Origin of the sequence: Erwinia pyrifoliae DSM 12163 (genome assembly GCF_000026985.1) — a bacterium.
Classification (GTDB): Bacteria; Pseudomonadota; Gammaproteobacteria; order Enterobacterales; family Enterobacteriaceae; genus Erwinia; species Erwinia pyrifoliae.
The window spans coordinates 3,626,448-3,649,094 of the sequence record NC_017390.1 but is presented as its reverse complement, the minus strand read 5'-3'; the positions used below and the strand labels follow the sequence as shown (position 1 = coordinate 3,649,094).

Sequence of the window (22,647 nt, the reverse complement as noted above, 5' to 3'; positions counted from 1 at the left end):
TCACCATTGGCAAGGTGCCATCGAGCCGGCCACCGTTACATTCACTGACTGTGCGGCGAAGAAAACCGGGCAAGGCCCGGTTTCAGTATCATTCAAAGATATTACGGTGCAGCGTCTGCACGATTTTCTCGGCATCATTACCTGGCACCAGGAAGCAGAGGTTATAGCTGCTTGCGCCGTAACAGATCATGCGCAGATTAAACGGCTCCAGCACGCCGAACACTTCTTTGCCGACACCACAGGCCCTGGAGAGTTGATTACCAATAATCGCCACCAGCGCCAGGTTCTCTTCCACTTCCACCCGACACAGGGAGGACAACTCTGTCAGTAGCGCCTGAGTCAGCAGACTGTCGCCGGTCGAGGTCGAACCGGTGGTATCCAACGTCAGTGCCACGCTCACTTCAGAAGTGGTAATCAGGTCTACGGAGATACGGTGACGTGCAAGGATATTAAATACTTCAGCAAGGAAGCCGTGTGCGTGCAGCATATTCAGGCTGTGCAGCGTCAGTAACGTCTGCTTGCGGCGCAGCGCCAGAGCGCGGAACAGCGGTGGGTTACGGGTTTCATTGCATACCATTGTTCCCCCAGCCGACGGATTTTTACTGGAGCCGACAAACACCGGGATATCGCTGCGCACGGCAGGCAACAGAGTGGCCGGATGCAACACCTTGGCACCGAAGGTCGCCATTTCAGCGGCTTCTTCAAAGGTGATCTCGTCAATACGTTTGGCAGAAGGGACCACGCGTGGGTCGGTGGTGTAAATACCCGGTACATCGGTCCAGATATCAATGCGGGTGGCGTGTAGCGCCTCCCCCAGCAGTGCGGCGGTATAGTCACTGCCGCCACGGCCCAGCGTAGTGGTACGGCCTTGCGCTTCGCTACCGATAAAGCCTTGGGTGACGATTAAGGCTTCGTCAGTGCGGGGCTTCAGCTGGCTGTTGACCAGGTCCTGCAGGGCTGCGGATTCCGGCTCGGCGCGGCCAAAACGGTCATTGGTAAGCATGACTTTACGTACATCAAACCACTCGGCAGCCACGTCGCGCTGGCGCAGGACTTCAACAAACAGCAGGGTGGACATTAGCTCACCGTGGCCGACCAGCTCATCGGTCAGCGCAGTCGAAGTCGCCAGTGCGGCGGCATCAGACAGCGCGCTGAGATTTTCCAGTATGCGGTCGATTTCCTCACGGATAACGCCCGGATGGTTAAGCGGGTTGATAATCGCGTATTGAATTTGGCGGATTTCATCCAGCAGGGCAGTGCGCTGTTCCTGCTGCTGCCCTTCAGCCAGCGCAACCAGCAGATTGGTCACGCCCGCCGACGCGGAGAGAACCACCAGACGCACGTCGGGGTTAGACAACACCACATCGGCACTGCGGTTCATAGCGGTATAGTCGGCAACGCTGGTGCCGCCAAATTTCGCCACGATCAGATTTTGAGACATTACGATGACTACCTTCGTGTCAGGATTTATTACATCAGCTTGGCACAAGGAAAGGACATAACCGGGGGAAGCCGTAGAAGAAACCACTACGAGTCACCCAGAAGCGCCCCACCTTGCCGCCCGACTACCGGACGTTGCTGGTGACAACCCAGAGGATTCAGCCCCTGCGGTCGATACGCCCCACACCGCGTGGTTGATACCTCGGCGTCGCTCCCCCTGATGTGTTATCGATGGATTCGGTTCCTCCAACACACTGCCTGGGCGACGCGCCTCTTCTGGCTTGCGCACGGATGCGCAAGTTGCGGCATACAAATATCGGGTTATGGCTCTGCTGTCAACGCCTGTCGCCTGTCGAGTGTGCATTTTTATTTAATCCCCTTTGGTATCATCTGCGCTAATAATTTTTGGTCTGAAAATGACCATGCAGATCGAAAGCGCCAACTTTTATCAGAACTGTTTAGGCTATAATTTTTTGTCATATCAGCGTATTAATAGTCATACTCAAAGCCTGAGTCGAGCTGCCCTCACCGGCTGAATACCCATCTTATGGGACGATAGCCGTCACCTGTTGCAGGAAAAGGAGAGTCAATATCCCGTAGCGGGTAACATATCGTCCGGCCTGAATGATGATTCTTAATTAAAAAGAGTATGTTGCTATGAAAAATATCAATCCGACTAAAACCGCAGCCTGGAAGGCGCTGCAGCAGCATTTTGAACAGATGAAAGATGTCCATATTGCTGACCTTTTCGCCACGGATGCCAACCGGTTTGCTGCTTTCTCCGCCACGTTCAACGATCGGATGCTGGTGGATTTCTCAAAAAACCGCATTACCCGTGAAACGCTGGAAAAATTGCAGGCGCTGGCGAAAGAGACTGACTTACAGAGCGCGATTAAGTCGATGTTTTCCGGTGAGAAGATCAACCGTACCGAAGACCGCGCGGTGCTGCATGTCGCGCTGCGTAACCGCAGTAATACGCCAATCGTCGTTGACGGCAAAGATGTGATGCCAGAGGTGAACGCGGTACTGGCGAAGATGAAAGCCTTCTCCGAACGCATTATTAGCGGCGAATGGAAAGGTTTTACCGGAAAGGCCATCACCGATGTGGTGAATATAGGTATTGGTGGTTCCGATCTGGGTCCGTTTATGGTGACAGAAGCGCTGCGTCCGTATAAGAACCATCTTAAAATGCATTTCGTTTCCAACGTCGACGGCACCCATATTGCTGAAACGTTGAAAATGCTAAGCCCGGAAACCACACTGTTCCTCGTCGCCTCAAAAACGTTCACCACCCAGGAAACCATGACCAATGCCCATAGCGCGCGTGAATGGTTCCTGACCTCTGGCCAACCGCAGGATGTGGCGAAGCACTTTGCCGCATTATCGACTAACGGTAAGGCGGTGAGTGAGTTTGGAATTGATACCGACAATATGTTTGAATTCTGGGACTGGGTGGGTGGCCGTTACTCGATGTGGTCAGCGATTGGCCTGTCTATCGTGCTTTCTATCGGTTTCGAAAACTTTGAGAAACTGCTGGACGGTGCACATGCTATGGATCGCCACTTCGCGGATACGCCAGAAGAAAAAAACCTGCCGATACTGCTGGCGCTGATCGGTATCTGGTACAACAACTTCTTTGGTGCAGAAACTGAAGCGATCCTGCCATACGACCAGTATATGCACCGTTTTGCTGCCTATTTCCAGCAGGGCAATATGGAGTCTAATGGTAAGTACGTCGATCGTGCCGGCAATGCGGTTTCTTACCAGACTGGCCCAATCATCTGGGGAGAGCCGGGTACTAACGGACAGCATGCGTTTTACCAGCTGATCCATCAGGGCACCAAGCTGGTACCTTGTGACTTTATCGCCCCGGCGGTGTCGCATAATAAGCTGAGCGACCACCACAGCAAGCTGCTGTCGAACTTCTTTGCCCAGACTGAAGCGCTGGCGTTTGGTAAATCGCGAGAGGTGGTGGAACAAGAGTTTGCCGATGCCGGCAAGGACGCAAAATCAGTCGAACACATCGTGCCTTACAAGGTATTTGAGGGTAATCGTCCTACCAACTCGATCCTGCTGCGCGATATCACTCCGTACACCCTTGGTGCGCTGGTTGCGCTGTATGAGCACAAGATCTTCACTCAGGGCGCAATACTCAACATCTTCAGCTTTGATCAATGGGGCGTTGAACTGGGTAAACAACTGGCCAGCCGCATTCTGCCTGAGCTGTCTGGTGCGTCAGAAGTCAGCAGCCATGACAGTTCGACTAACGGGCTGATTAACCGTTATAAAGTCTGGCGTTAATTGTTGATGCGTTAAACCTGGGGGGCCGCTTTTCTGCTGGCCCCGTTACGGCCTTAGCCTCCATATCCTGGGGCTTTTTATCAGGTGTGCGGCAAAACCCTGTGCTTCATGGCGGGGAGCGATATTTGTATCGGGTGATTGCTGATGCTGGTTGACAATAGGCTAAATTTCCATCGTCGCCGCGTTGAGCTGGCTTTTTCTGGTGTTTGAAGTGGAAATCGTTATGCCGTACGGGGCTAAAACGTGGGTAAATAGCCTAAGTTTTTTCCTAAAAGAGTCGTAAAAAGTGCATTTTTCAAGTGGGAAATTCCTAAAATTTCAAGCTGATAACGACGACAAAAAAAGGTAGTGATCCATTTATCTTGATGAAAAATAGATTTTTTTCTGCAAATGAAGCGGTTTACCAACGTGATGTGATTCAGAACTCGCCGTAATGATTATTCGGAATTTAATTCTAATTATTATTGGTTGTTTGAGCATATATTTTAACTAAAACCTAAAATATAGGTTATTAATCTAATTTTTATCTTTTTTTTGGCTTTTATAAACAGACGATATACTTCGCGTAATGACGGGAACCCTCCGCTGCTTTCTCACCATTAATTTTACATACTGGTGATGCCAGAAATCATCCCGGTCCTGGCATCCATTCATTTATTGAAGGGAAAATGTAATGAAAAAAGGCTTATGGGCTGCTGCAGCCATAATGTATTTAGCGGGCGCTTCTGGCGCCATCGGCGCCGAGCCAGCGGGAGCGCCCACTGGTGGTTCAAATGGTGGTTCAGCCGGTGCCGAAGCCGGTGCCATATCGGCCGGTGCCACCACTGCCGTGGGTATTGGTGTGGTCGGCGCTTTGGCCGGTATTGCCGTAGCCTCGACTGGCGGCAGAAATAGTGGTTCCAATACCGCAATCAATACAACTGTAGCCACGACGCCCTAAGTACCTAAAACTAATCATAACCACACGTTTGTGTGGTTATTTTTTAGCTTTGCTCTCTTTTTTTCAAGGATCCCTCGTTGCGAAACCTACCACTGCTGATGCTGCTTTGCCTGTTGCTTCAGGCCTGTAACCAAACTCAAAAAGGAATGGGTGAAACCCTGCGGTTGGCCCTGGTCGGCGCAGATGACATCCGGTTAACTAACGAACAGATAAACCACCTGCCGTACGCCAGTATATATCTGCGAATAAACGGCGGACAGCAGCTTTTTGTGGTGCTGGGCTACAACGAGAACGGCCAACAGAAGTGGATAACGCGTGATAAAGCGATGCTGGTCACTGAGCATGGCAGACTGGTGAAAACCCTGGGATTGGCGGATAACCTCAATGAGGTTAGCAACCTGCAGCATGACCCGCTGCGTGATGCGCTGCATCTTAGCGAAGGGGCGAACTGGAGCCGTACTCTTAGCTGGACGGAAAACGGCAAGGCGCGAGCCGATACGGCGACGTCGCGCTTTACTCGTGGGCAAGACGCGGTGCTGCAACTTGCCGGTCGGTCGGTTGCATGCCACGTCTGGCAGGAAGAGGTCGCGCTGGCTAAAAATGGTGCATCCTGGCTTAATAGGTTCTGGGTAGATGCCTCCAGCGGGCAGATACGTCAGTCACAGCAAATACTGGGAGCAGACTCTCTCTCCATCGACGTCACTATCCTGAAGCCGGCAATATGATGAAAAAAACCTTAACATTACTCGCCGGGATAGTAGCAGCGCTTACGCTGCAGGCCCGTGCGGACAGCCAGGTCAACATTTTTTATCCTGGACAGAACCAGCCTCTGGTGGTCAATCATATGGCGGATCTGCAACAGTTGGTTACCAACCCTGCGCTGGCGGAAAAAACCTGGTGGCCAGGCACGACGATCGCCGAAAAGCGGGCGACGGCGGTTGCGATCCAACAGCAGCAGCAACTTTTGGCGCGCTTACAGACGTGGCGCGATCGGCTGCGTAATGAAGGTGATGACACACAGGCAGTAGCAGTGGATAACGTCCGTCAGCAGATCGCCGTGCTAAAGGTTACCGGGCGTCAAATCGTTAATCTGGATCCGGACTGGGTGCGGTTAAGGCCGCAGGACAATCGTTGGCTGCAGGGTGAGTACAGCGTCTATACGCTGAATGAGCCGACCTCGATAACTCTGGCTGGCGTCATTGAAAAAACGGGAAAAACGCCGTGGGCGGCGGGACGTTCAGCGGTGGAGTATCTCGATGCACATCCACGCATGAGCGGGGCCGAACGTAGCACCGCGCTGCTGATTTCCCCCGGCGGCGAAGTCACGGAGATCCCGGTGGCGTACTGGAACCGCCGCCATGTCGAGCCACAGGCGGGCAGTACTTTGTTTATTGGCTTCTCCGCCTGGACGCTACCGCGCGCCTACGCCGATCTCAACTCGCAGATCGTTTCTGTCCTGACGCACCGGATCCCTGACTGATGAAAAAACGTTATCTCCTCAGCCTGCTGTCGCTTTCCGTTGCCTGTGCCTGCCAGGCTCGGGCAGATATCTATCCCGACCCGATTGGCCCGTCACAGTCTGACTTCGGCGGGGTGGGTTTGTTGCAAGTGCCCAGTGCGCGCATGGCGCAAGACGGTGAGTTCAGCGTTAACTATCGCTATAACGATCAGTATCTTTTTTACTCATCTTCGATGCAGCTTTTCCCGTGGCTGGAAGCCACTATTCGCTATACCGATGTCAAAACCCGCGAGTACAGCGCGGATTCCAGTTTCTCCGGCAGCCAAACCTACAAAGATAAAGCTTTTGACCTTAAGCTGCGGCTATGGGAAGAGGATTACTGGCTACCGCAGGTCTCCGTGGGATCGCGCGATCTGGGCGGTACCGGGCTGTTTGACAGTGAGTATCTGGTGGCCAGCAAAGCCTGGGGGCCGTTTGATTTCACCCTCGGTTTTGGCTGGGGTTATCTCGGCAACAGCGGTACGGTGAAAAATCCGTTCTGTTCGATAGGTCATAAATATTGCTATCGCGCTAATGGCGGCGGTACTGCCGGTTCGTTAAGCGCCAGCGAGATGTTTAAAGGGCCAACGGCGTTTTTTGGCGGGATGGAATATCAGACACCGTGGCAGCCGCTACGCCTGAAGGTGGAGTATGAAGGCAATGATTATCAGGATGACTTTGCCGGGAAACTTAAGCAGAACAGCAAGGTTAACGTGGGAGCCATTTACCGTCTGACCGACTGGGCAGATGTCAACGTCAGCTACGAGCGTGGTAACACCTTGATGGCCGGCTTTACCCTACGCACCAATTTTAACGATCTGCATCAAAATCAGATTGATAGCATCAAACCGTCCTATAACCCGCAGCCGCAGGAACGCTTCCTCGATCCGACCGTGACCGCAGAACAGCTAAACCAGCTGAAGTATAACGCCGGGCTGGATGCGCCGAATGTGCAGGTGGACGGCAGTACCCTGTATGTCACCGGAGAACAGGCTAAATACCGTAATACCCAGCTCGGCGTGGATCGTGCCAATGTGATTATGGCGAATCATCTGCCGGCCGGTATCGATACGCTACGCGTGACCCAGACGCGTAGCAATATGCCGCAGGTCACCACGCAAACCGATGTCGCCAGCCTGCAACGTCAGCTGGCGGGTTATCCACTCGGGAAGGAAGAAACATTACAGCAGCAGCGAGTTAACCCGATTGCGCCGGGGCATGTTGAGCAGGGATTCCACATCAGTGACGAGCGCCTGGACTACGACCTCTCACCGGTTCTTGACCAGTCGGTAGGGGGGCCGGAAAGTTTTTATCTGTACCAGGTTGGCGTGATGGCCAACGCCAGCTTCTGGCTAACAGATCATCTGCTGCTGGATGGCAGCCTGTTCGGCAACCTGTCCAATAACTACGACAAATTTAGCTACGACGGCGCGCCGAAGGATTCGACGCTGCCACGGGTGCGCACCCACATTCGTGATTACGTTGAAAATAACGTGTATGTGAGTAACCTGCAGATTAACTACATGCATGAGCTGGGGAACGGGTTCTACGGCCAGCTCTACGGTGGCTATCTGGAAACGATGTTCGGTGGTGTCGGGGGCGAAGTGCTGTATCGCCCGCTGGATGTCAGCTGGGCGGTTGGGGTGGATGCGAACTATGTCAGGCAGCGCGACTGGAACAATATGATGCAGTTCACCGACTATACGGCAAAGGTGGGCAATATCACCGGTTACTGGCAGCCGTGGTTTATGCGTAACGTGCTGGTAAAAGCCAGCGTTGGCCAATATCTGGCCGAGGATAAAGGCGTTACGCTGGACGTGTCGAAACGCTTTGACAGTGGGATTATCGTTGGGGCTTATGCCACTAAAACCAACGTCTCGGCGCAAGAGTACGGCGAAGGGGACTTTACCAAAGGTTTCTATATTTCCGTGCCGCTGGATGTGTTCAGCGTTACACCAATACGGGATCGTGCGCAGATTAACTGGACGCCGCTGACGCGTGATGGTGGTCAGATGTTGGGACGTAAATACCCGCTGTATAATATGACCAGCGATCGCGACGCCAGCTACCGATAATTCGCAGGGCTTGCTTTGGGCAAGATGCGCAAGATGCCTGCCCGCCAGCAGCCGCGATCGGGCGTATATTGGCGTGTCCATGTGCTTCATGCTTTGCTGCGCCGTTAAGCCGTTTTACCGGGAAACGGCAGCATCACTGTTGCCGGGATGTCTTGTGATCTGCATCACGTTAAAGCATATTGTCGCCGTCGTGAACCCCGACGGCGACAATGACTTTTTGAGGTGTAACATGACTTCCCCTGTGCGCAATACTCCGGCCATTCGCTTAGCATTTGCCCTGCAAATGGTGTTAAACGCTGGCCTGATTGTTCTTGCCTGTATTTTGATTATCTTCCTCGGCAAAGAGACCATGCATCTCGGCAATGTGTTGCTGAATACCGGAGAACAAACCTCGTCCTATCTACTGATTGATGGCATCGTCATCTATTTTCTCTATTTCGAGTTCATTGCCCTAATCATCAAGTACTTCCAGTCGGGTTATCACTTCCCGCTGCGCTATTTCGTTTATATCGGTATTACCGCAATTATTCGCCTGATCATCGTCGATCATAAAAACCCGTTTGATACCCTGGCCTACTCGATAGCGATCCTGATCTTAGTCATCACCCTGTGGCTGGCGAACACCAATAGCCTGAAGCGCGAATAACTGCTGGCCAACGCCTGCTCCAGCCCAGCCGCGTGGGCTGTGGCAGGCTCAACGCGGCAAAAATCTGCCACGCATTGATAGGTTTGCTGGCAGGGTCTGCGTTACACTGGCGCACCGAAATTTTTACGGAGAAGTGCTATGGCGGAGAACGCGCTGTCGCTATTACGCGCGATCGAATGGCTCCCCGACTCATCACCCTTGCTGACCGCCCCTCTGCTTGACTGGCTGCTGGAAGTCGACTCCATGACCCGGCGGTTTGAAGGCCACTGTCAGTTAGTCACGGTTAATCTGTTACGTGAGGGGTTTGTCAGCCCACAGGAAATCGCGCAAGAGGTTGTTCTGCTGCCGGCAGAAAGCCGTTACTGGCTGCGTGAGATTGAGCTGTGTGCCGACGGGGTGCCGTGGCTGGTGGCGCGGACGCTGGTGCCTGAGTCAACGCTGATTGGCCCGGAGCAGAAGTTACAGCAGTTGGGCACCGTACCGCTGGGGCGTTATCTTTTTGCTTCCTCAGCCTTAACCCGTGACTTCATCGACGTTGGCCAGAGCGCAGGTCTGTGGGCGCGACGCTCGCGTTTACGCCTGTCGGGAAAGCCGCTGTTACTCACCGAACTGTTTTTACCCGCTTCCCCGCTGTATGGAAGCCTGGCAAAAGGGGCGCTGTAGCATGGAGAGAAGCGTGCAAATGAGTCGGTTCTCGGCTTACTGCCGTCTGATGCGCATCGATAAACCTATTGGTTCATTGCTGCTGCTATGGCCCACATTATGGGCGCTGTGGCTGGCGGGGATGCAGGTCCCACCGCTCAAGGTGCTGTCGGTCTTTGTGCTGGGCGTCTTCTTTATGCGTGCGGCGGGCTGTGTCGTCAATGATTTTGCCGACCGCAAAATTGACGGACACGTTAAGCGCACCCGTGAGCGGCCGTTGCCAAGCGGCGCGGTGACAGCGCGCGAGGCGAAGCTGCTGTTTGCCGGGCTGGTGCTTGTCTCCTTCGCGTTGGTAATGACGATGAACAGCATGACCATCTGGCTGTCGCTGGGCGGGCTGGGTTTGGCCTGGATGTACCCGTTTATGAAGCGTTACACCCATCTGCCACAGGTGGTGCTGGGGGCGGCGTTTGGCTGGGCGATCCCGATGGCGTGGGCGGCGGTGAGCGAAAGCGTGCCGCTAAGCTGCTGGCTGCTGTTCCTGGCGAATATTTGCTGGACGGTGGCTTACGATACGCAATACGCGATGGTTGACCGCGATGACGATGTGAAAATCGGCGTGAAATCTACCGCAATCCTGTTTGGCCGTTATGACAAACTGATTATTGGCATGTTGCAGTTGGCGACATTGCTTCTGCTGACGTTGGTTGGCTGGCGGATGGGGCTGAACGGGGTCTTTTACGGCACGGTTCTGGCTGCGGGCGCGCTGTTTATCTATCAGCAAAAGCTGATCGCCCGGCGTCAGCGCGAGCTGTGCTTCAAGGCTTTTCTGAACAACAACTGGGTAGGGTTGCTGCTGTTTATCGGCGTGGCGCTCAGCATCGGATAATAATCAGCATTGGATAATAAAAAGAGCCGCTGGAAAACCAGCGGCTCTGATGCATCGGGTCGCACCGTTTTGCCCGGCGCGACCGCCACACCACATCACTCGTGCCCGACCGCACTCTCAATGGTCATTCTCACATCCTGTGTTATCAGGTCAGCCAGCAGCTGGTAAACCTGCCCGGTACGCTCAATCTGAGCATCGCCGGAATCGCTGATATAGCCTTCATCACGCAGGGTTAACACCAGAGAGGTGAATACCGCTTTGTCGAAGAACTCCGGGGCGTTAATACCGTGCAGCACCGACAGGCGCTGCGCCATAGTGCGACTTTCTTTCTCCAGCGTGCCACGGTTAATCGTCGGATCGGCACTGAGGATTGAGAAAGTAATGGCGTAGCGTTGCAGGGTTTCGCGTACGCCGGCGGCCAGCAATTGCAGGGTGTGGAAACGCGCGGCGCTCAGACGCAGACGGCTATCTTCCGCTATCAGCAGCCCCTGGCGAGCCATTTCAGCCACTAATGCGTCCAGCAAGTCAGGCAGCTCTTGCTCCTGCCAACGCAGGAACAGTTCGCTTTTGAGCATAGGATAAATCACGCCTGCCTGGCGCAGCAGTTCGCTGCGGCTCACTTCGCGGTGCTGCATCAGAATGGCGGCGATCAGCGACGGCATGACCAGCATATGGTGAATGTTATTGCGATAATAGGTCATCAGCACCGCCTGCTCGCGCGGCAGAATGACGATTTCACCAATGCTGTCCTGCTCCAGCTCAAACTTATTCATGCCGAGCGCGTGCTCAAGCAGTGCCTCAGGCGCCAGGGCTGGCACGGTGGAGTCAGGAGAGTACGGCACGTTACGTAACAACTGTACGTAGCAGTCAAGCTGCCCGGTGAGCTGTTCACGGGTCATGGAGCGCTGACGTGAAGCCAGCAGCGCGGTAACACACAGGTTCATGGCATTCGCCGCCCCGGCGTTATTAATCCGTACCATGACCTGCTGCGCAATATCATTAACCGCCGGGGTTAACCATGCCGGGCGCTGGGATTCAATCGGATCGATGGCCTCACGCCACTCTGGCACCTGCTGGTTGAGGTAGCTGACCAGCGGTAGCGGCTCACCAAAGTTAACGTAACCCTGGCCGAGGTTACGCAGCTTGCGCAGTCCGCGTACCATCGACATAAAGCCCTCTTTCTCTTTGGTCGCTCCGCGCAGCTCTTTGGCGTAGGTTCCTACTTCCATCACATGTTCGTACCCGATGTAGATCGGCACCAGGGTGATGGGGCGATTGCCGCCGCGCAGCATCGCCTGAATGGTCATCGACAGCGTACCCGTTTTGGGATCGAGCAAACGGCCAGTACGTGAGCGCCCACCTTCCACGAAATACTCAACCGAATAACCACGGGTGAACAGTTCGCCGAGGTATTCACGGAACACCGTCGCATAAAGTTTGTTGCCCTTAAAGGTGCGGCGAATAAAGAACGCGCCCAGGCGACGGAAGATCGGCCCGGCTGGCCAGAAATTCAGGTTAATCCCGGCGGCAATATGCGGCGGTACCAGACCCTGGTGATACAGCACGTAAGAGAGCAGCAGATAATCCATATGGCTGCGGTGGCACGGCACATACACAATTTCGTGCCCGTCCTGCGCCAGCTGGCGCACGCGCTCGCCGCCGTTAACGTTAATGCCCTGGTAGAGTTTGCTCCAGGTCCAGCCCATGATGCGGTCTGTGAGGCGAATCGCCTCGTAAGAGAAGTCGGCAGCGACCTCCTCCATCAGTTCTATCGCATTCTGTTGCGCTTTCTCGTGGGAGATCTTCTTGCTGCGCGCCTCATCCTCTACCGCTTTAGCGATGGCCTTGGACTGTAACAGTTTATTGAACAGATCCTGACGTACCGGCAGGCGTGGCCCGACTGCCGCCAAACGCTGGCGGGCAAAGTGCATGCGCGCAACGCGGGCCAGCTTCTGGGCGATAATTTTGTCGGTGCCGTGTTCTGTTGCCATGTGGCGCAGCGACACCATCGGTGAGAAACGCACAAAACTGTCACGGCCTAACCACAATACGGCAAAGAATTTCTGGATGCCGTTCAGCACGCGCAGATGCGGCTGATCGTCGCCCTGCACCTCGCGGCCTGGGGCGCGTCCAAACATCACCGAGACGGGCACCATCTGGACATCAAGTTCCGGATGGTTGCGGTGCAAATCCAGATAGTCATGGAACAGCTTAACCGACTCCAGATTCGGGACGAAATAGGGGAATACGCGCGGGCCATCATGGATAAAGACGTGGCGTGGCAGCAAATTGCCATCGATATCCAGCGGTTCCAGCGGATCGGGCAAGTCCTGTTTGCGACACTGATCGCGCAGCGCAAGGAGATCGGCCTTTGAATCATAAGGCAGTACGTACATAATAGGGCGCGACGTATCAAGCCCGAGTTCAGCAACCGGCTCGGCCGGAATTGCTTTACTTTTTACCAGTAATTTAACCGGTAAATTCAATAAGTTATAATATAAATTACGCCAACCTGACATAGATAAAATAAAGCCTCTTGTTAGCAAAGCGACGCAAGCATACCAGAAAGTGCCAGCGGAATCTGTGATGTTACAAAACCAGAACATCCAGTGAATGACATTCAACTTCTTAAAGGACTATCTCATTATGGCAAATAACGCTACCGGATTGATGCGAATTATTAAGGCTGCCGGGTATTCCTGGAAAGGTCTGCGCGGCGCATGGCGGCATGAAGCGGCCTTTCGCCAGGAAGCTGCGGCAGCGATTATCGCCATTGTTATTGCTGGTTTTCTTAATGTCGACGCGATAACTCGTGTGCTGCTGATAGGCTCCGTCGTGATGGTGATCATCGTCGAGATCCTGAATAGCGCCATCGAAGCGGTCGTAGACCGTATTGGTCATGAAATCCATCCCCTCGCCGGCCGGGCAAAAGACATGGGTTCCGCCGCCGTATTGATAACGATTTTGTTGGCCGTCTTAGTTTGGATCATGCTGCTGCTGCCGCTTTTGTGATGAGTCACTCAGAAAACTCAACAAATTGAATTTAGCCCAGCTTTAGGTTTTCAATACAGAAATACCTGTATATACTCACAGTCGACTGTATAAACAACCAGGGGGGCGGAATGAAAGCACTAACGGCAAGGCAGCAGCAGGTTTATGACCTGATTCGCGACCACATTAATCAAACCGGTATGCCCCCGACTCGGGCAGAAATAGCCGCGCAGCTCGGTTTCCGCTCTCCAAATGCGGCTGAAGAGCACCTTAAAGCACTGGCGCGTAAAGGCGTAATTGAGATTGTCTCTGGTGCTTCACGCGGTATCCGCCTGATGATGGAAGAAGAGGTCGGGCTTCCATTGATTGGCCGGGTAGCAGCCGGTGAGCCGCTGCTGGCAGAACAGCATATCGAAGGGCACTATCAGGTTGACCCGGGCTTGTTTAAACCAGGTGCCGATTTCCTGCTGCGTGTTAGCGGTATGTCAATGAAAAATATCGGTATTATGGATGGTGATCTGCTGGCGGTGCATAAAACGGAAGATGTGCGCAATGGTCAGGTTGTTGTGGCACGCATCGATGATGAAGTTACCGTTAAGCGGCTGAAAAAAAATGGAAATATGGTGGAGCTACTGCCAGAAAATCCGGCGTTCCAGCCGATTGTGGTCGACCTGCGTCAGCAAACGCTGACCATTGAAGGGCTGGCAGTTGGCGTCATCCGCAACGGAAACTGGCTTTAAACGTCGTCCTTTACCGAATATTGCGCGCTGTACCCACGGCGCGTAGCTCCCCGAAGCAGCCATTTTACTCAAGATAATGCGAGTTGCAGCAGGGCGATTAGCCAACGCGCCCGCCAGCATAAGCGATGCGGGGAGAAGAGGGCGGCTAACGTACCACCTGCTGCCGGCACACAAAGGTGTTAATGCGTTTATTATCTCCTGCTGACAAACATCTCTGGCGGCTGGCGCTGCCCATGATCCTCTCCAATATCACCGTCCCGCTGCTGGGGCTGGTAGATACCGCTGTCATTGGCCATCTTGACAGCGCTGCTTATCTCGGCGGCGTGGCGATTGGCACCACGGTGACCAGCTTCCTGTTTATGCTGCTGCTTTTTTTACGCATGAGTACCACCGGGCTTACGGCGCAGGCGTTTGGGGCTAACGACAAACTCGCGCTGGGCAGGGCGTTAATGCAGCCACTTCTGCTGGCTCTGCTGGCGGGAGGGCTGTTTATCGCCCTGAAAACGCCGCTTATCCATCTGGCACTGAAACTGACCGGCGGCAGCCAGCAGGTCCTGCATCAGGCGGCACTATTTATGCAGGTGCGCTGGCTCAGCGCACCTGCCACACTGGTAAACCTGGTGCTGCTTGGCTGGCTGCTGGGCGTGCAATATGCTCGTGCGCCGGTGATCCTGATGGTCGTTGGCAACCTGGTGAATATCCTGCTGGTCCTGTGGTTTGTGGTTGGCCTTAAATGTGGCGTGCAGGGAGCGGGCGCAGCTACGGCCATTGCCGAGTATATCAGTCTGATCGTCGGGCTGCTGCTGGTCAGGCGGGTAATGGTGCTGCGCGGGCTGTCGCTGCGTCTGATGCTTAAGGCATGGCGTGGGGATCTGACGCGCCTGCTGCGACTGAATCGCGATATTATGCTGCGTTCGTTATTGCTGCAAATCTGCTTTGCCACCCTGACTCTCCTTGGCGCACGCTTAGGGAATGACGTGGTGGCGGTCAATGCGGTGCTGCTGATGTTCCTTACCTTCACCGCTTATGCCCTTGATGGCTTTGCCTATGCGGTCGAGGCCTGCTCCGGGGAAGCTTTCGGGGCTGGTGATAGTAAGCAGTTACTCACCGTATGGCGCTCTGCCTGTCGGCAGGCGCTGCTGGTAGCGCTGGCTTTCTCGCTAATCTATGCCATGTGCGGATCGCAGATTGTAGTCCTGCTGACGTCACTGGAACCGCTGCGCCAGTTGGCGGATCGCTACCTGTGGTGGCAGGTACTGATACCGTTAGCAGGCGTTGGCTGTTATTTGCTGGACGGCATGTTTATCGGTGCTACACGCGCCAGAGAAATGCGTAATGGTATGGCGGTCGCCGCGCTGGGTTTTGCCCTGACGCTGCTTAGCATGCCGTGGTTGGGCAATCATGGCCTGTGGCTGGCCGTAACCGTATTTCTGCTGCTGCGTGGTATTACGCTGTGGGTGATATGGCGGAGGCACTGGCGTAACGGCAGCTGGTTTGTTCGTTGACAAAATTTATTACTCAGCCTGGGTGCCTTATATCATTCTGATTTAGAACTATTTTTTATATTATTCCGACCGATAACCAGCGGGTTGACTTCCGCAGTGCTATTTCTCTACTACCATTGTCTCTGTGTCAGGTTCTTTACCAGATATTAATCTGGTTATAAGCCGAACTATGAAGCTAAATAGCTGTTTTAACCCAAGGTAGAGGATGCATATTATGAATAAACACGAAGCCGGCGGTAACTGGAAACAGTTTAAAGGTAAAGTTAAAGAGCAGTGGGGTAAGCTGACCGATGATGATCTGACGGTTGTTGAAGGCAAACGCGATCAGCTGGTCGGTAAGATTCAGGAACGCTATGGCTATCAGAAAGAACAGGCCGAGAAAGAGTTAAGCGACTGGGAAACTCGTCACGATCATCGCTGGTAATTAGCGGGCAAAGCTTCTGGCCTGGCACAAGGACAGTGCCACCCAATTCAGGCCAACACAGCTACTAATACGCGTTTACCGCCCGCGTTTCTTACTTTGCACGCTGTGGTCGTGATGGCAGGCATCCTGATGAGTACAGGCCTCTATTTCTCCGCACTGCCGACAAAAACCATGCGCTTCAATCACGCTGTGTCCAAGGGCAAAACCTGACGTCAGAGCCAGCGATTTCAATATATCCTCCACGCCATCTGCCCGCTGCTCCGTAACCAGACCGCAACGATCGCATATCAGCATCGCCGAGGTGTGTGAAGGCTGCTCGAAATGGTGACAGACCACGTAGCTATTAGTCGATTCAACACGATGAATGAAGCCTTGCTCCAGCAGAAAGTCCAGTGCGCGATAGATGGTTGGAGGTTTTGCCTGTGGCTCAGAAGCACGCAATAAATCCAGTAAATCGTAAGCGCTAATCGCTCCGTTATGCTTACTCATCAGGCGCAAAACTTCGAGACGTTGTGGCGTCAGCCGCACGCCGCGTTGTTGACAGAAGATTTCTGCCTGCGTCAGAATTTTTTCAACACTGGTCATGTTTGTTGTTTCTCATCATGCGTGAATCAGAATGTTATTTTATCACGTCTGGTACAAAACGCCGAGTTTGCCACCGTTAAGGCCATTTTTAGTTGCCTCTTAAGTAATTATTCTGAAGATTATATTTCGACGGGTTTTTTAATTTAACATTATGAAAATATTGACTTTTAATGCTAATTCCCTACTGTTTTTAGCATTTTAAATCATCTGAAACGATAAAATATATTTACATCACTTAACTATCTTGATTATCCTTTGAGCAGAGGCTGAAAATAATCGATACTAAAACCCGTACCTGAAGCGTAACGGTAAGCTTTATAGCAGATCTATAAAGAGACAATAAACTAATCAGCCCCCTTATCTTCACTGAATTCACAGCAATGAAATGCAGACTCTACGTCCATTATAAAGGGATAAGAGCACTGCGCACTTTTTAGCATTCGCATTTTCATTTCTAGGTCGAGTTAAGGGAAAATGACAAATAAATTCAGAGTATTATCCACGTTTCAACCCTCTGTAGCATTGCCTGCACTCTTATTAGCCCCGTTGGGTGCGCTGGCTGCCGGTAATTATTTTGATGCCCGCAACGATGCAATGGGTGGAACTGGCGTAGCTTCTTCCACCTATGGATCGGCGGTTCTGGCTAACCCCGCGTTGATCGTCAAAGCTCAGCCACAGGACACAGTCAGTATTATTCTGCCGGCGGCCGGTGCGCAGCTCAGCGATAAAGACAAACTGGTTGATAAGGTCGATGACCTTTCGGATACCGTCGAACGCTACAAGGCCATGCTGGATAACATCACTTTTGAAGATATTCCCCGCCTGCGCGCAGCCAGCGGCGATTTGGCTAACCGACTGCGCGACATCCGTGGTGAAAATGCCTGGGGTCAGGCCGGTGCGGCTCTCGCCGTCACGATCCCTGACGACACGCTACCCTTTGCCTTCGTCACTAAAGCTTACGGCACCGCCTATGGCACCAGTAATGTCACCCAACATGATATCGACTTGTTACAAGGGATCGCAGACGCGACGTTATTCCCGTCTTTTGATGACCAGCTGACCTCCACCGCCCTGGGTCGTGCGGCAATTGTCTACGATGTTGGTGTTGCCGTGGCGCATGAGTTCGATATTGGCGGCCATCCGTTTTCATTAGGTGTTACGCCGAAGCTACAAAAAACCACCTTGTACAACTACAGCGCTTCGGTTTATAGCTTTAAAAAATCAGATCTCACCGACGGCAAATATAAAAACACCGATACCGGTTTTAACCTTGACGTGGGTGCAGCGACCGATTTGGGTGATAACTGGACGCTGGGCCTGAGCGGACAGAACCTGATTTCGCGCGATATCGACACTAAAGAAGTGAACGGCTATCAGGACACTTATCAGATCCGCCCGCTGGTGACTTCTGGCGTATCCTTCCACACCGAGCGTCTGACTACCGCGCTTGATGTTGATATCACTCCTACCAAGCGCTTCAAAATCCAGCAGGACAGCCAGTACGCGAGCATCGGTGCCGAATATCGTCTGCTGGACTGGCTGCAATTGCGCGGCGGCTACCGTGCCGATATGAAGTCAAATGACACTAACGTGTTTACCGGCGGTGTCGGGATATCACCTTATAATAAGGTGCATCTTGACCTCGCCGGGATGGTGGGTAAAGACAACACTTGGGGTGCAGTCGCGCAGCTGAACTTTACTTTCTAATCACTGCCGTTGCAGGGTGGAGGCGATCCCCACCCTGCGCTATATCCGCGCTTCACGCCGTGTTATCATTGAGCACAATATCGTCACACCTTTTCTGATACAGAGTTAGCGCTTTTGATGACCGAAAAATTACCTGCCCACCGCTTCTCCATCGCACCGATGCTCGACTGGACCGACCGCCACTGCCGTTACTTTCATCGTCAGTTGACGCAGCAAACGCTGTTGTATAGCGAAATGGTGACCACCGGGGCCATTATTCATGGCAAAGGCGACTATCTGGCATTCAGTAGCGAAGAGCATCCCGTCGCTCTCCAGCTGGGTGGCAGCGATCCTGCTGCGCTGGCGCATTGTGCCAAACTGGCTGAACAGCGCGGCTATCAGGAAATTAACCTCAACGTTGGCTGCCCGTCAGACCGTGTCCAGAACGGCCGGTTTGGTGCCTGCCTGATGGGGGAAGCACAGCTGGTTGCGGACGGCATTAAAGCGATGCGCGACGTGGTGTCAGTACCGGTAACGGTGAAAACCCGTATTGGCATTGATGACCAGGACAGCTACGAGTTTCTCTGCGACTTTATCCACACGGTATCAGAGCAGGGCGGCTGTGAGGTGTTTATTATCCACGCCCGCAAAGCCTGGCTTTCCGGCCTCAGCCCGAAAGAGAACCGTGAGATCCCCCCCCTTGACTACCCGCGCGTTTATCAGCTCAAGCGCGACTTCCCGCATCTGACTTTGTCGATTAATGGCGGCGTGAAGTCCCTGGCGGAGGCGAAAATCCATTTACAGTATCTGGACGGCGTGATGATGGGGCGTGAAGCTTATCAAAACCCGGGTCTGCTGGCGCAGGTCGACCGCGAACTGTTTGGCTGTACATCGCCTGCTGCCGATCCGATAGCGGTAGTGCGTTCGATGTACCCTTATATTGAACGCGAGCTGGCTAACGGCACTTATTTAGGCCACGTCACCCGGCATATGCTCGGCCTGTTCCAGGGGATCCCCGGCGCGCGTCAGTGGCGTCGATATCTGAGCGAAAATGCCCATAAGGCGGGTGCAGGTATCGAAGTTGTCGAGAAAGCGCTGTCGATGGTGGCAGAAAAGGTTCCCGCCGAAAGTTGAATCGTCAAAAATTAACCACTTAATGATGAAATTCACCAGAGTTGTTGCGTCCCTGGTGAACTCCTTCCTTGTTTTTCAATAAGTTAATTTTCCGTATTGCTGGCACGTTTCTTGTAATAATCCTTGCAGAGTCCTTTATTTTGGAGCGTAAGATCATGTTCGAGATCCTGTTTGTCGTTGGTTTCTTTACGGCGCTGTTACTGACCGGCATCTCGCTGCTGGGCATTATGGCGGCGTTGCTGGTTGCAACCCTGGTGACGTTTATCGGCGGGCTGTTTGCAATAGTTGTAAAATTGTTGCCCTGGCTGGTGCTGGCGGTGGTGGCTGTCTGGCTCTATCGCGCTTTTGTTAAACCGCGCGTTCGCGATAAAGAGGGGTTATTCCCGTAATATCAATGGGTTGTCGCTACTTTTCGTCGGCATTATGCCGGCTGGATCACATCATGGAAAATTGCCTGATGCCATTGCGCAATGAAACATACTTTTTACTTATGATTTCTGGCAGGATATTTTCGCTAAAGCAAAACGACTTTATCGCCGCTGACCCTACAACTCGTGCGAACAATAAAAAGAAAGGCAACAGGGTCTCCTTCGGGAGGCCCTGACTATTTGTGGCTTACGGGATCAGCAGGCTGGAACCCAGGGTGCCGCGACCTTCCAGAACCTGATGCGCCCGTTGCGCATCCGCCAGCGCAAATTGCTGTTCAGCAGGGACTTCTACCTTTATTGCTCCGCTGGCTATCAATGAGAACAGCTCATTGCTGGCATGCGTGAGCGCTTCGCGATGGGTGATATAGCCGTTCAACGACGGGCGGGTAACGTACAGCGACCCTTTTTGATTAAGTATGCCGAGATTGATGCCGGTCACCGGGCCGGATGAGTTGCCGAAGCTGACCATCAACCCGCGCCGTTGCAGGCAATTGAGCGAGGCTTCCCAGGTGTCTTTTCCCACCGAGTCATACACCACGCGCAGCTTTTTGCCTCGGGTCAGCGCACTGACGCGTCCGGCAATGTTTTCTTCGCGGTAGTTGATGGTAGCCCAGGCTCCGGCATTTTCAGCCAGCCGGGCTTTCTCTGCCGAGCCAACCGTGCCAATCAGATGCGCGCCGAGCGCCTTTGCCCACTGGCAGGCAATCAGGCCGACGCCACCGGCCGCCGCATGAAACAGGAACACCTCATCCGGCTTCACCACATAGGTTTGACGCAACAGATAGTGCACCGTCAGCCCCTTAAGGAATGAGGCCGCCGCCTGCTCGAATGAAATGGCATCCGGCAGCAATGCCAGCTTATCCACCGGCACGTTGTGCACCTCGCTGTAAGCCCCGAGCGGCGACTGGGCGTACACCACGCGGTCACCGGGTTTCACTGCGCTAACGCCCGCGCCGACGCGCATCACTACGCCGGCCGCCTCTGTTCCCAATCCGGCAGGCAACGTCGTCGGGTACAGCCCGCTGCGCACGTAGGTATCGATGTAGTTGATGCCAATCGCTTTATTCCCGACCTGCACTTCACCGGGGGCCGGATCGACGGGATCGAAACTCACCAGCTGCATCACTTCGGGCGCGCCGTGCTGACTGATTTGTATACGTTTTGCCACCTTCACTCCTCGGATTAGCCGTAATGAGAAGGAGGACGCCAGCCCTGCAAACAGGTATACTTGCGCGTCCCCCCCACAAGATTTTTGGTATCACATCACTATGGCAGGAAATAAACCCACCAACAAATCCTACGAAAACCGCGAGCCGCGTGACCGTCAGATGGAAGGTCTCAAGCTGCCACCGCATTCGCTGGAAGCAGAACAGTCGGTGTTGGGCGGTTTAATGCTGGATAACGAACGCTGGGATAACGTCTCGGAGCGCGTAGTGGCGAAGGACTTCTTCAGCCGCCCGCACCGGATGATCTTTGCGGAAATGCAGCGCCTGCTGGAACAGAGTAAGCCGATCGACCTGATCACCCTGTCCGAATCGATGGAAACCAAAGGCGAACTGAGCATGGTTGGCGGTTTCGCCTACCTGGCCGAGTTATCAAAAAATACGCCAAGCGCGGCTAACATCGGCGCTTATGCGGATATCGTGCGTGAACGTGCGGTCGTGCGTGAGATGATCGCCGTAGCAAACGAGATCGCCGATGCCGGCTACGATCCGCAGGGGCGCAGCAGCGAAGATCTGCTCGATCTTGCTGAATCGCGCGTATTCCAGATTGCTGAAAACCGCGCTAATAAAGATGAAGGGCCGAAAAGCGTCGATCAGATCCTCGAAGCCACTATCGCGCGTATCGAATCGCTGTATCAGACGCCGCACGACGGCGTTACCGGGGTGGATACCGGCTATGGGGATTTGAATAAGAAAACCGCTGGTCTGCAGCGTTCGGATCTGATTATCGTCGCCGCCCGCCCGTCGATGGGGAAAACCACCTTCGCCATGAACCTGTGCGAAAACGCGGCGATGTTGCAGCAAAAACCGGTGCTAATTTTCAGCCTTGAGATGCCCGGCGAGCAGCTGATGATGCGTATGCTGGCATCGCTGTCACGCGTTGACCAGACCCGCATCCGTACCGGCCAGCTTGACGATGAGGACTGGGCGCGTATCTCCAGCACCATGGGTATTCTGCTGGAGAAGAAGAACATGTTTATCGATGACTCTTCCGGCCTGACGCCGACCGATGTGCGTTCGCGCGCGCGCCGCATTTTCCGTGAACACGGTGGGCTGAGCCTGATAATGATCGACTACCTGCAGCTGATGCGCGTTCCTGCTCTGTCTGATAACCGTACGCTGGAAATCGCCGAGATCTCGCGCTCGCTGAAAGCGCTGGCCAAAGAGCTACAGGTGCCGGTGGTGGCGCTGTCGCAGCTTAACCGCTCGCTGGAACAACGTGCCGATAAGCGCCCGGTCAACTCCGACCTGCGTGAGTCCGGCTCCATCGAGCAGGATGCTGACCTAATCATGTTTATCTATCGTGATGAGGTTTACCACGAGAACAGCGATTTGAAAGGCGTGGCGGAGATCATCCTCGGTAAGCAGCGTAACGGCCCAATCGGCACCGTGCGCCTGACTTTCAACGGCCAGCATTCGCGCTTTGATAATTACGCCGGGCCACAGTACGACGACGAATAAATCCGTTTGCGCGGGTCTGCCAACTTGACAAGGCTGGCC

General features: G+C 53.8%; 20 protein-coding genes and 1 riboswitch. Of the genes, 16 read left to right on the top strand and 4 right to left on the bottom strand.

The window, feature by feature from the left end; translation table 11 throughout:
- Nucleotides 1-88: 88 nt before the first annotated feature.
- A complete protein-coding gene (gene lysC / locus EPYR_RS16550) occupies nucleotides 89-1,441 on the bottom strand; it encodes a lysine-sensitive aspartokinase 3 (RefSeq protein WP_014539626.1) in 1,353 nt (450 codons plus the stop codon).
- A 93-nt stretch (nucleotides 1,442-1,534) separates the two neighbouring features.
- Nucleotides 1,535-1,724: riboswitch (Lysine riboswitch) on the bottom strand.
- A 373-nt stretch (nucleotides 1,725-2,097) separates the two neighbouring features.
- On the opposite strand from lysC, the gene pgi reads away from it, so the two are divergent.
- The 8 genes from pgi (at nucleotide 2,098) to ubiA (ending at nucleotide 10,431) form a co-directional block, all read left to right on the top strand.
- Entirely contained in the window at nucleotides 2,098-3,741 is a 1,644-nt protein-coding gene (gene pgi / locus EPYR_RS16545; RefSeq protein ID WP_014539625.1) for a glucose-6-phosphate isomerase, read from the top strand.
- 673 nt (nucleotides 3,742-4,414) lie between these two features.
- The gene (locus EPYR_RS16540) at nucleotides 4,415-4,681 is read left to right on the top strand and encodes a membrane protein (protein WP_015899087.1); all 267 of its coding nucleotides are present in this window, start codon (nucleotides 4,415-4,417) and stop codon (nucleotides 4,679-4,681) included.
- Nucleotides 4,682-4,758: 77 nt separating this feature from the next.
- Entirely contained in the window at nucleotides 4,759-5,406 is a 648-nt protein-coding gene (locus EPYR_RS16535) for a YjbF family lipoprotein (protein WP_014539623.1), read from the top strand.
- The gene (locus EPYR_RS16530) at nucleotides 5,406-6,161 is read left to right on the top strand and encodes a capsule biosynthesis GfcC D2 domain-containing protein (RefSeq protein WP_014539622.1); all 756 of its coding nucleotides are present in this window, start codon (nucleotides 5,406-5,408) and stop codon (nucleotides 6,159-6,161) included. Before EPYR_RS16535 ends, EPYR_RS16530 begins: the two co-directional genes overlap by 1 nt.
- The gene (locus EPYR_RS16525) at nucleotides 6,161-8,254 is read left to right on the top strand and encodes a YjbH domain-containing protein (protein ID WP_014539621.1); all 2,094 of its coding nucleotides are present in this window, start codon (nucleotides 6,161-6,163) and stop codon (nucleotides 8,252-8,254) included. Before EPYR_RS16530 ends, EPYR_RS16525 begins: the two co-directional genes overlap by 1 nt.
- Nucleotides 8,255-8,483: 229 nt before the next feature.
- Nucleotides 8,484-8,900: a phosphate-starvation-inducible protein PsiE gene (psiE, locus tag EPYR_RS16520; RefSeq protein ID WP_015899086.1), complete on the top strand. Its 417-nt coding sequence runs from the start codon at nucleotides 8,484-8,486 to the stop codon at nucleotides 8,898-8,900.
- A gap of 138 nt (nucleotides 8,901-9,038) precedes the next feature.
- Entirely contained in the window at nucleotides 9,039-9,563 is a 525-nt protein-coding gene (gene ubiC / locus EPYR_RS16515) for a chorismate lyase (protein ID WP_014539619.1), read from the top strand.
- A 1-nt stretch (nucleotide 9,564) separates the two neighbouring features.
- Nucleotides 9,565-10,431 carry a 4-hydroxybenzoate octaprenyltransferase gene (ubiA, locus tag EPYR_RS16510; protein ID WP_014542571.1) on the top strand — a complete coding sequence of 289 codons (867 nt, stop codon included), beginning with the start codon at nucleotides 9,565-9,567 and terminating at the stop codon, nucleotides 10,429-10,431.
- A gap of 95 nt (nucleotides 10,432-10,526) precedes the next feature.
- On the opposite strand, the gene plsB is transcribed toward ubiA, so the two are convergent.
- Nucleotides 10,527-12,950 carry a glycerol-3-phosphate 1-O-acyltransferase PlsB gene (plsB, locus tag EPYR_RS16505; protein ID WP_014539617.1) on the bottom strand — a complete coding sequence of 808 codons (2,424 nt, stop codon included), beginning with the start codon at nucleotides 12,948-12,950 and terminating at the stop codon, nucleotides 10,527-10,529.
- 127 nt (nucleotides 12,951-13,077) lie between these two features.
- Here plsB and EPYR_RS16500 point away from each other — a divergent pair, with 127 nt between their 5' ends.
- The 4 genes from EPYR_RS16500 to EPYR_RS16485 all read left to right on the top strand — a co-directional run bounded on the left by EPYR_RS16500 (nucleotide 13,078) and on the right by EPYR_RS16485 (nucleotide 16,091).
- Nucleotides 13,078-13,443: a diacylglycerol kinase gene (locus tag EPYR_RS16500; protein WP_015899084.1), complete on the top strand. Its 366-nt coding sequence runs from the start codon at nucleotides 13,078-13,080 to the stop codon at nucleotides 13,441-13,443.
- A gap of 110 nt (nucleotides 13,444-13,553) precedes the next feature.
- Entirely contained in the window at nucleotides 13,554-14,162 is a 609-nt protein-coding gene (gene lexA / locus EPYR_RS16495; RefSeq protein ID WP_014539614.1) for a transcriptional repressor LexA, read from the top strand.
- A gap of 182 nt (nucleotides 14,163-14,344) precedes the next feature.
- Complete coding sequence (dinF, locus tag EPYR_RS16490) at nucleotides 14,345-15,667, top strand: MATE family efflux transporter DinF (RefSeq protein ID WP_015899083.1); 1,323 nt, start codon at nucleotides 14,345-14,347, stop codon at nucleotides 15,665-15,667.
- Nucleotides 15,668-15,881: 214 nt separating this feature from the next.
- Nucleotides 15,882-16,091, top strand: a complete 210-nt coding sequence (locus EPYR_RS16485) for a CsbD family protein (protein ID WP_015899082.1) — start codon at nucleotides 15,882-15,884, stop codon at nucleotides 16,089-16,091.
- Nucleotides 16,092-16,166: 75 nt separating this feature from the next.
- Here EPYR_RS16485 and zur read toward each other — a convergent pair whose 3' ends face one another.
- Nucleotides 16,167-16,676: a zinc uptake transcriptional repressor Zur gene (gene zur / locus EPYR_RS16480; protein WP_014539611.1), complete on the bottom strand. Its 510-nt coding sequence runs from the start codon at nucleotides 16,674-16,676 to the stop codon at nucleotides 16,167-16,169.
- 474 nt (nucleotides 16,677-17,150) lie between these two features.
- Here zur and EPYR_RS16475 point away from each other — a divergent pair, with 474 nt between their 5' ends.
- The 3 genes from EPYR_RS16475 (at nucleotide 17,151) to pspG (ending at nucleotide 19,885) form a co-directional block, all read left to right on the top strand.
- Nucleotides 17,151-18,383 (top strand): conjugal transfer protein TraF, encoded by a 1,233-nt coding sequence (locus tag EPYR_RS16475; RefSeq protein WP_014539609.1) that lies wholly within the window; start codon nucleotides 17,151-17,153, stop codon nucleotides 18,381-18,383.
- Nucleotides 18,384-18,500: 117 nt separating this feature from the next.
- The gene (gene dusA, locus EPYR_RS16470) at nucleotides 18,501-19,496 is read left to right on the top strand and encodes a tRNA dihydrouridine(20/20a) synthase DusA (RefSeq protein ID WP_015899081.1); all 996 of its coding nucleotides are present in this window, start codon (nucleotides 18,501-18,503) and stop codon (nucleotides 19,494-19,496) included.
- Between the two features lie 155 nt (nucleotides 19,497-19,651).
- Nucleotides 19,652-19,885: an envelope stress response protein PspG gene (pspG, locus tag EPYR_RS16465; RefSeq protein ID WP_015899080.1), complete on the top strand. Its 234-nt coding sequence runs from the start codon at nucleotides 19,652-19,654 to the stop codon at nucleotides 19,883-19,885.
- Nucleotides 19,886-20,111: 226 nt separating this feature from the next.
- Here the strand turns inward: pspG and EPYR_RS16460 are convergent, their stop codons facing one another.
- Nucleotides 20,112-21,092, bottom strand: a complete 981-nt coding sequence (locus tag EPYR_RS16460; RefSeq protein ID WP_014539605.1) for a quinone oxidoreductase — start codon at nucleotides 21,090-21,092, stop codon at nucleotides 20,112-20,114.
- A 100-nt stretch (nucleotides 21,093-21,192) separates the two neighbouring features.
- On the opposite strand from EPYR_RS16460, the gene dnaB reads away from it, so the two are divergent.
- Nucleotides 21,193-22,608: a replicative DNA helicase gene (gene dnaB / locus EPYR_RS16455; protein WP_014539604.1), complete on the top strand. Its 1,416-nt coding sequence runs from the start codon at nucleotides 21,193-21,195 to the stop codon at nucleotides 22,606-22,608.
- Nucleotides 22,609-22,647: the final 39 nt, after the last annotated feature.

Excerpts from the sequence above, each read along its gene's own strand:
- ubiC (WP_014539619.1), top strand. The coding sequence starts at position 9,039 with ATGGCGGAGAACGCGCTGTCGCTATTACGCGCGATCGAATGGCTCCCC.
- zur (WP_014539611.1), bottom strand. The coding sequence starts at position 16,676 with ATGACCAGTGTTGAAAAAATTCTGACGCAGGCAGAAATCTTCTGTCAA.
- EPYR_RS16485 (WP_015899082.1), top strand. The coding sequence starts at position 15,882 with ATGAATAAACACGAAGCCGGCGGTAACTGGAAACAGTTTAAAGGTAAA.
- dinF (WP_015899083.1), top strand. The coding sequence starts at position 14,345 with ATGCGTTTATTATCTCCTGCTGACAAACATCTCTGGCGGCTGGCGCTG.
- ubiA (WP_014542571.1), top strand. The coding sequence starts at position 9,565 with ATGGAGAGAAGCGTGCAAATGAGTCGGTTCTCGGCTTACTGCCGTCTG.
- psiE (WP_015899086.1), top strand. The coding sequence starts at position 8,484 with ATGACTTCCCCTGTGCGCAATACTCCGGCCATTCGCTTAGCATTTGCC.
- pgi (WP_014539625.1), top strand. The coding sequence starts at position 2,098 with ATGAAAAATATCAATCCGACTAAAACCGCAGCCTGGAAGGCGCTGCAG.
- dusA (WP_015899081.1), top strand. The coding sequence starts at position 18,501 with ATGACCGAAAAATTACCTGCCCACCGCTTCTCCATCGCACCGATGCTC.
- EPYR_RS16540 (WP_015899087.1), top strand. The coding sequence starts at position 4,415 with ATGAAAAAAGGCTTATGGGCTGCTGCAGCCATAATGTATTTAGCGGGC.
- lexA (WP_014539614.1), top strand. The coding sequence starts at position 13,554 with ATGAAAGCACTAACGGCAAGGCAGCAGCAGGTTTATGACCTGATTCGC.
- EPYR_RS16530 (WP_014539622.1), top strand. The coding sequence starts at position 5,406 with ATGAAAAAAACCTTAACATTACTCGCCGGGATAGTAGCAGCGCTTACG.
- pspG (WP_015899080.1), top strand. The coding sequence starts at position 19,652 with ATGTTCGAGATCCTGTTTGTCGTTGGTTTCTTTACGGCGCTGTTACTG.
- lysC (WP_014539626.1), bottom strand. The coding sequence starts at position 1,441 with ATGTCTCAAAATCTGATCGTGGCGAAATTTGGCGGCACCAGCGTTGCC.
- plsB (WP_014539617.1), bottom strand. The coding sequence starts at position 12,950 with ATGTCAGGTTGGCGTAATTTATATTATAACTTATTGAATTTACCGGTT.
- EPYR_RS16500 (WP_015899084.1), top strand. The coding sequence starts at position 13,078 with ATGGCAAATAACGCTACCGGATTGATGCGAATTATTAAGGCTGCCGGG.
- EPYR_RS16525 (WP_014539621.1), top strand. The coding sequence starts at position 6,161 with ATGAAAAAACGTTATCTCCTCAGCCTGCTGTCGCTTTCCGTTGCCTGT.
- EPYR_RS16475 (WP_014539609.1), top strand. The coding sequence starts at position 17,151 with ATGACAAATAAATTCAGAGTATTATCCACGTTTCAACCCTCTGTAGCA.
- dnaB (WP_014539604.1), top strand. The coding sequence starts at position 21,193 with ATGGCAGGAAATAAACCCACCAACAAATCCTACGAAAACCGCGAGCCG.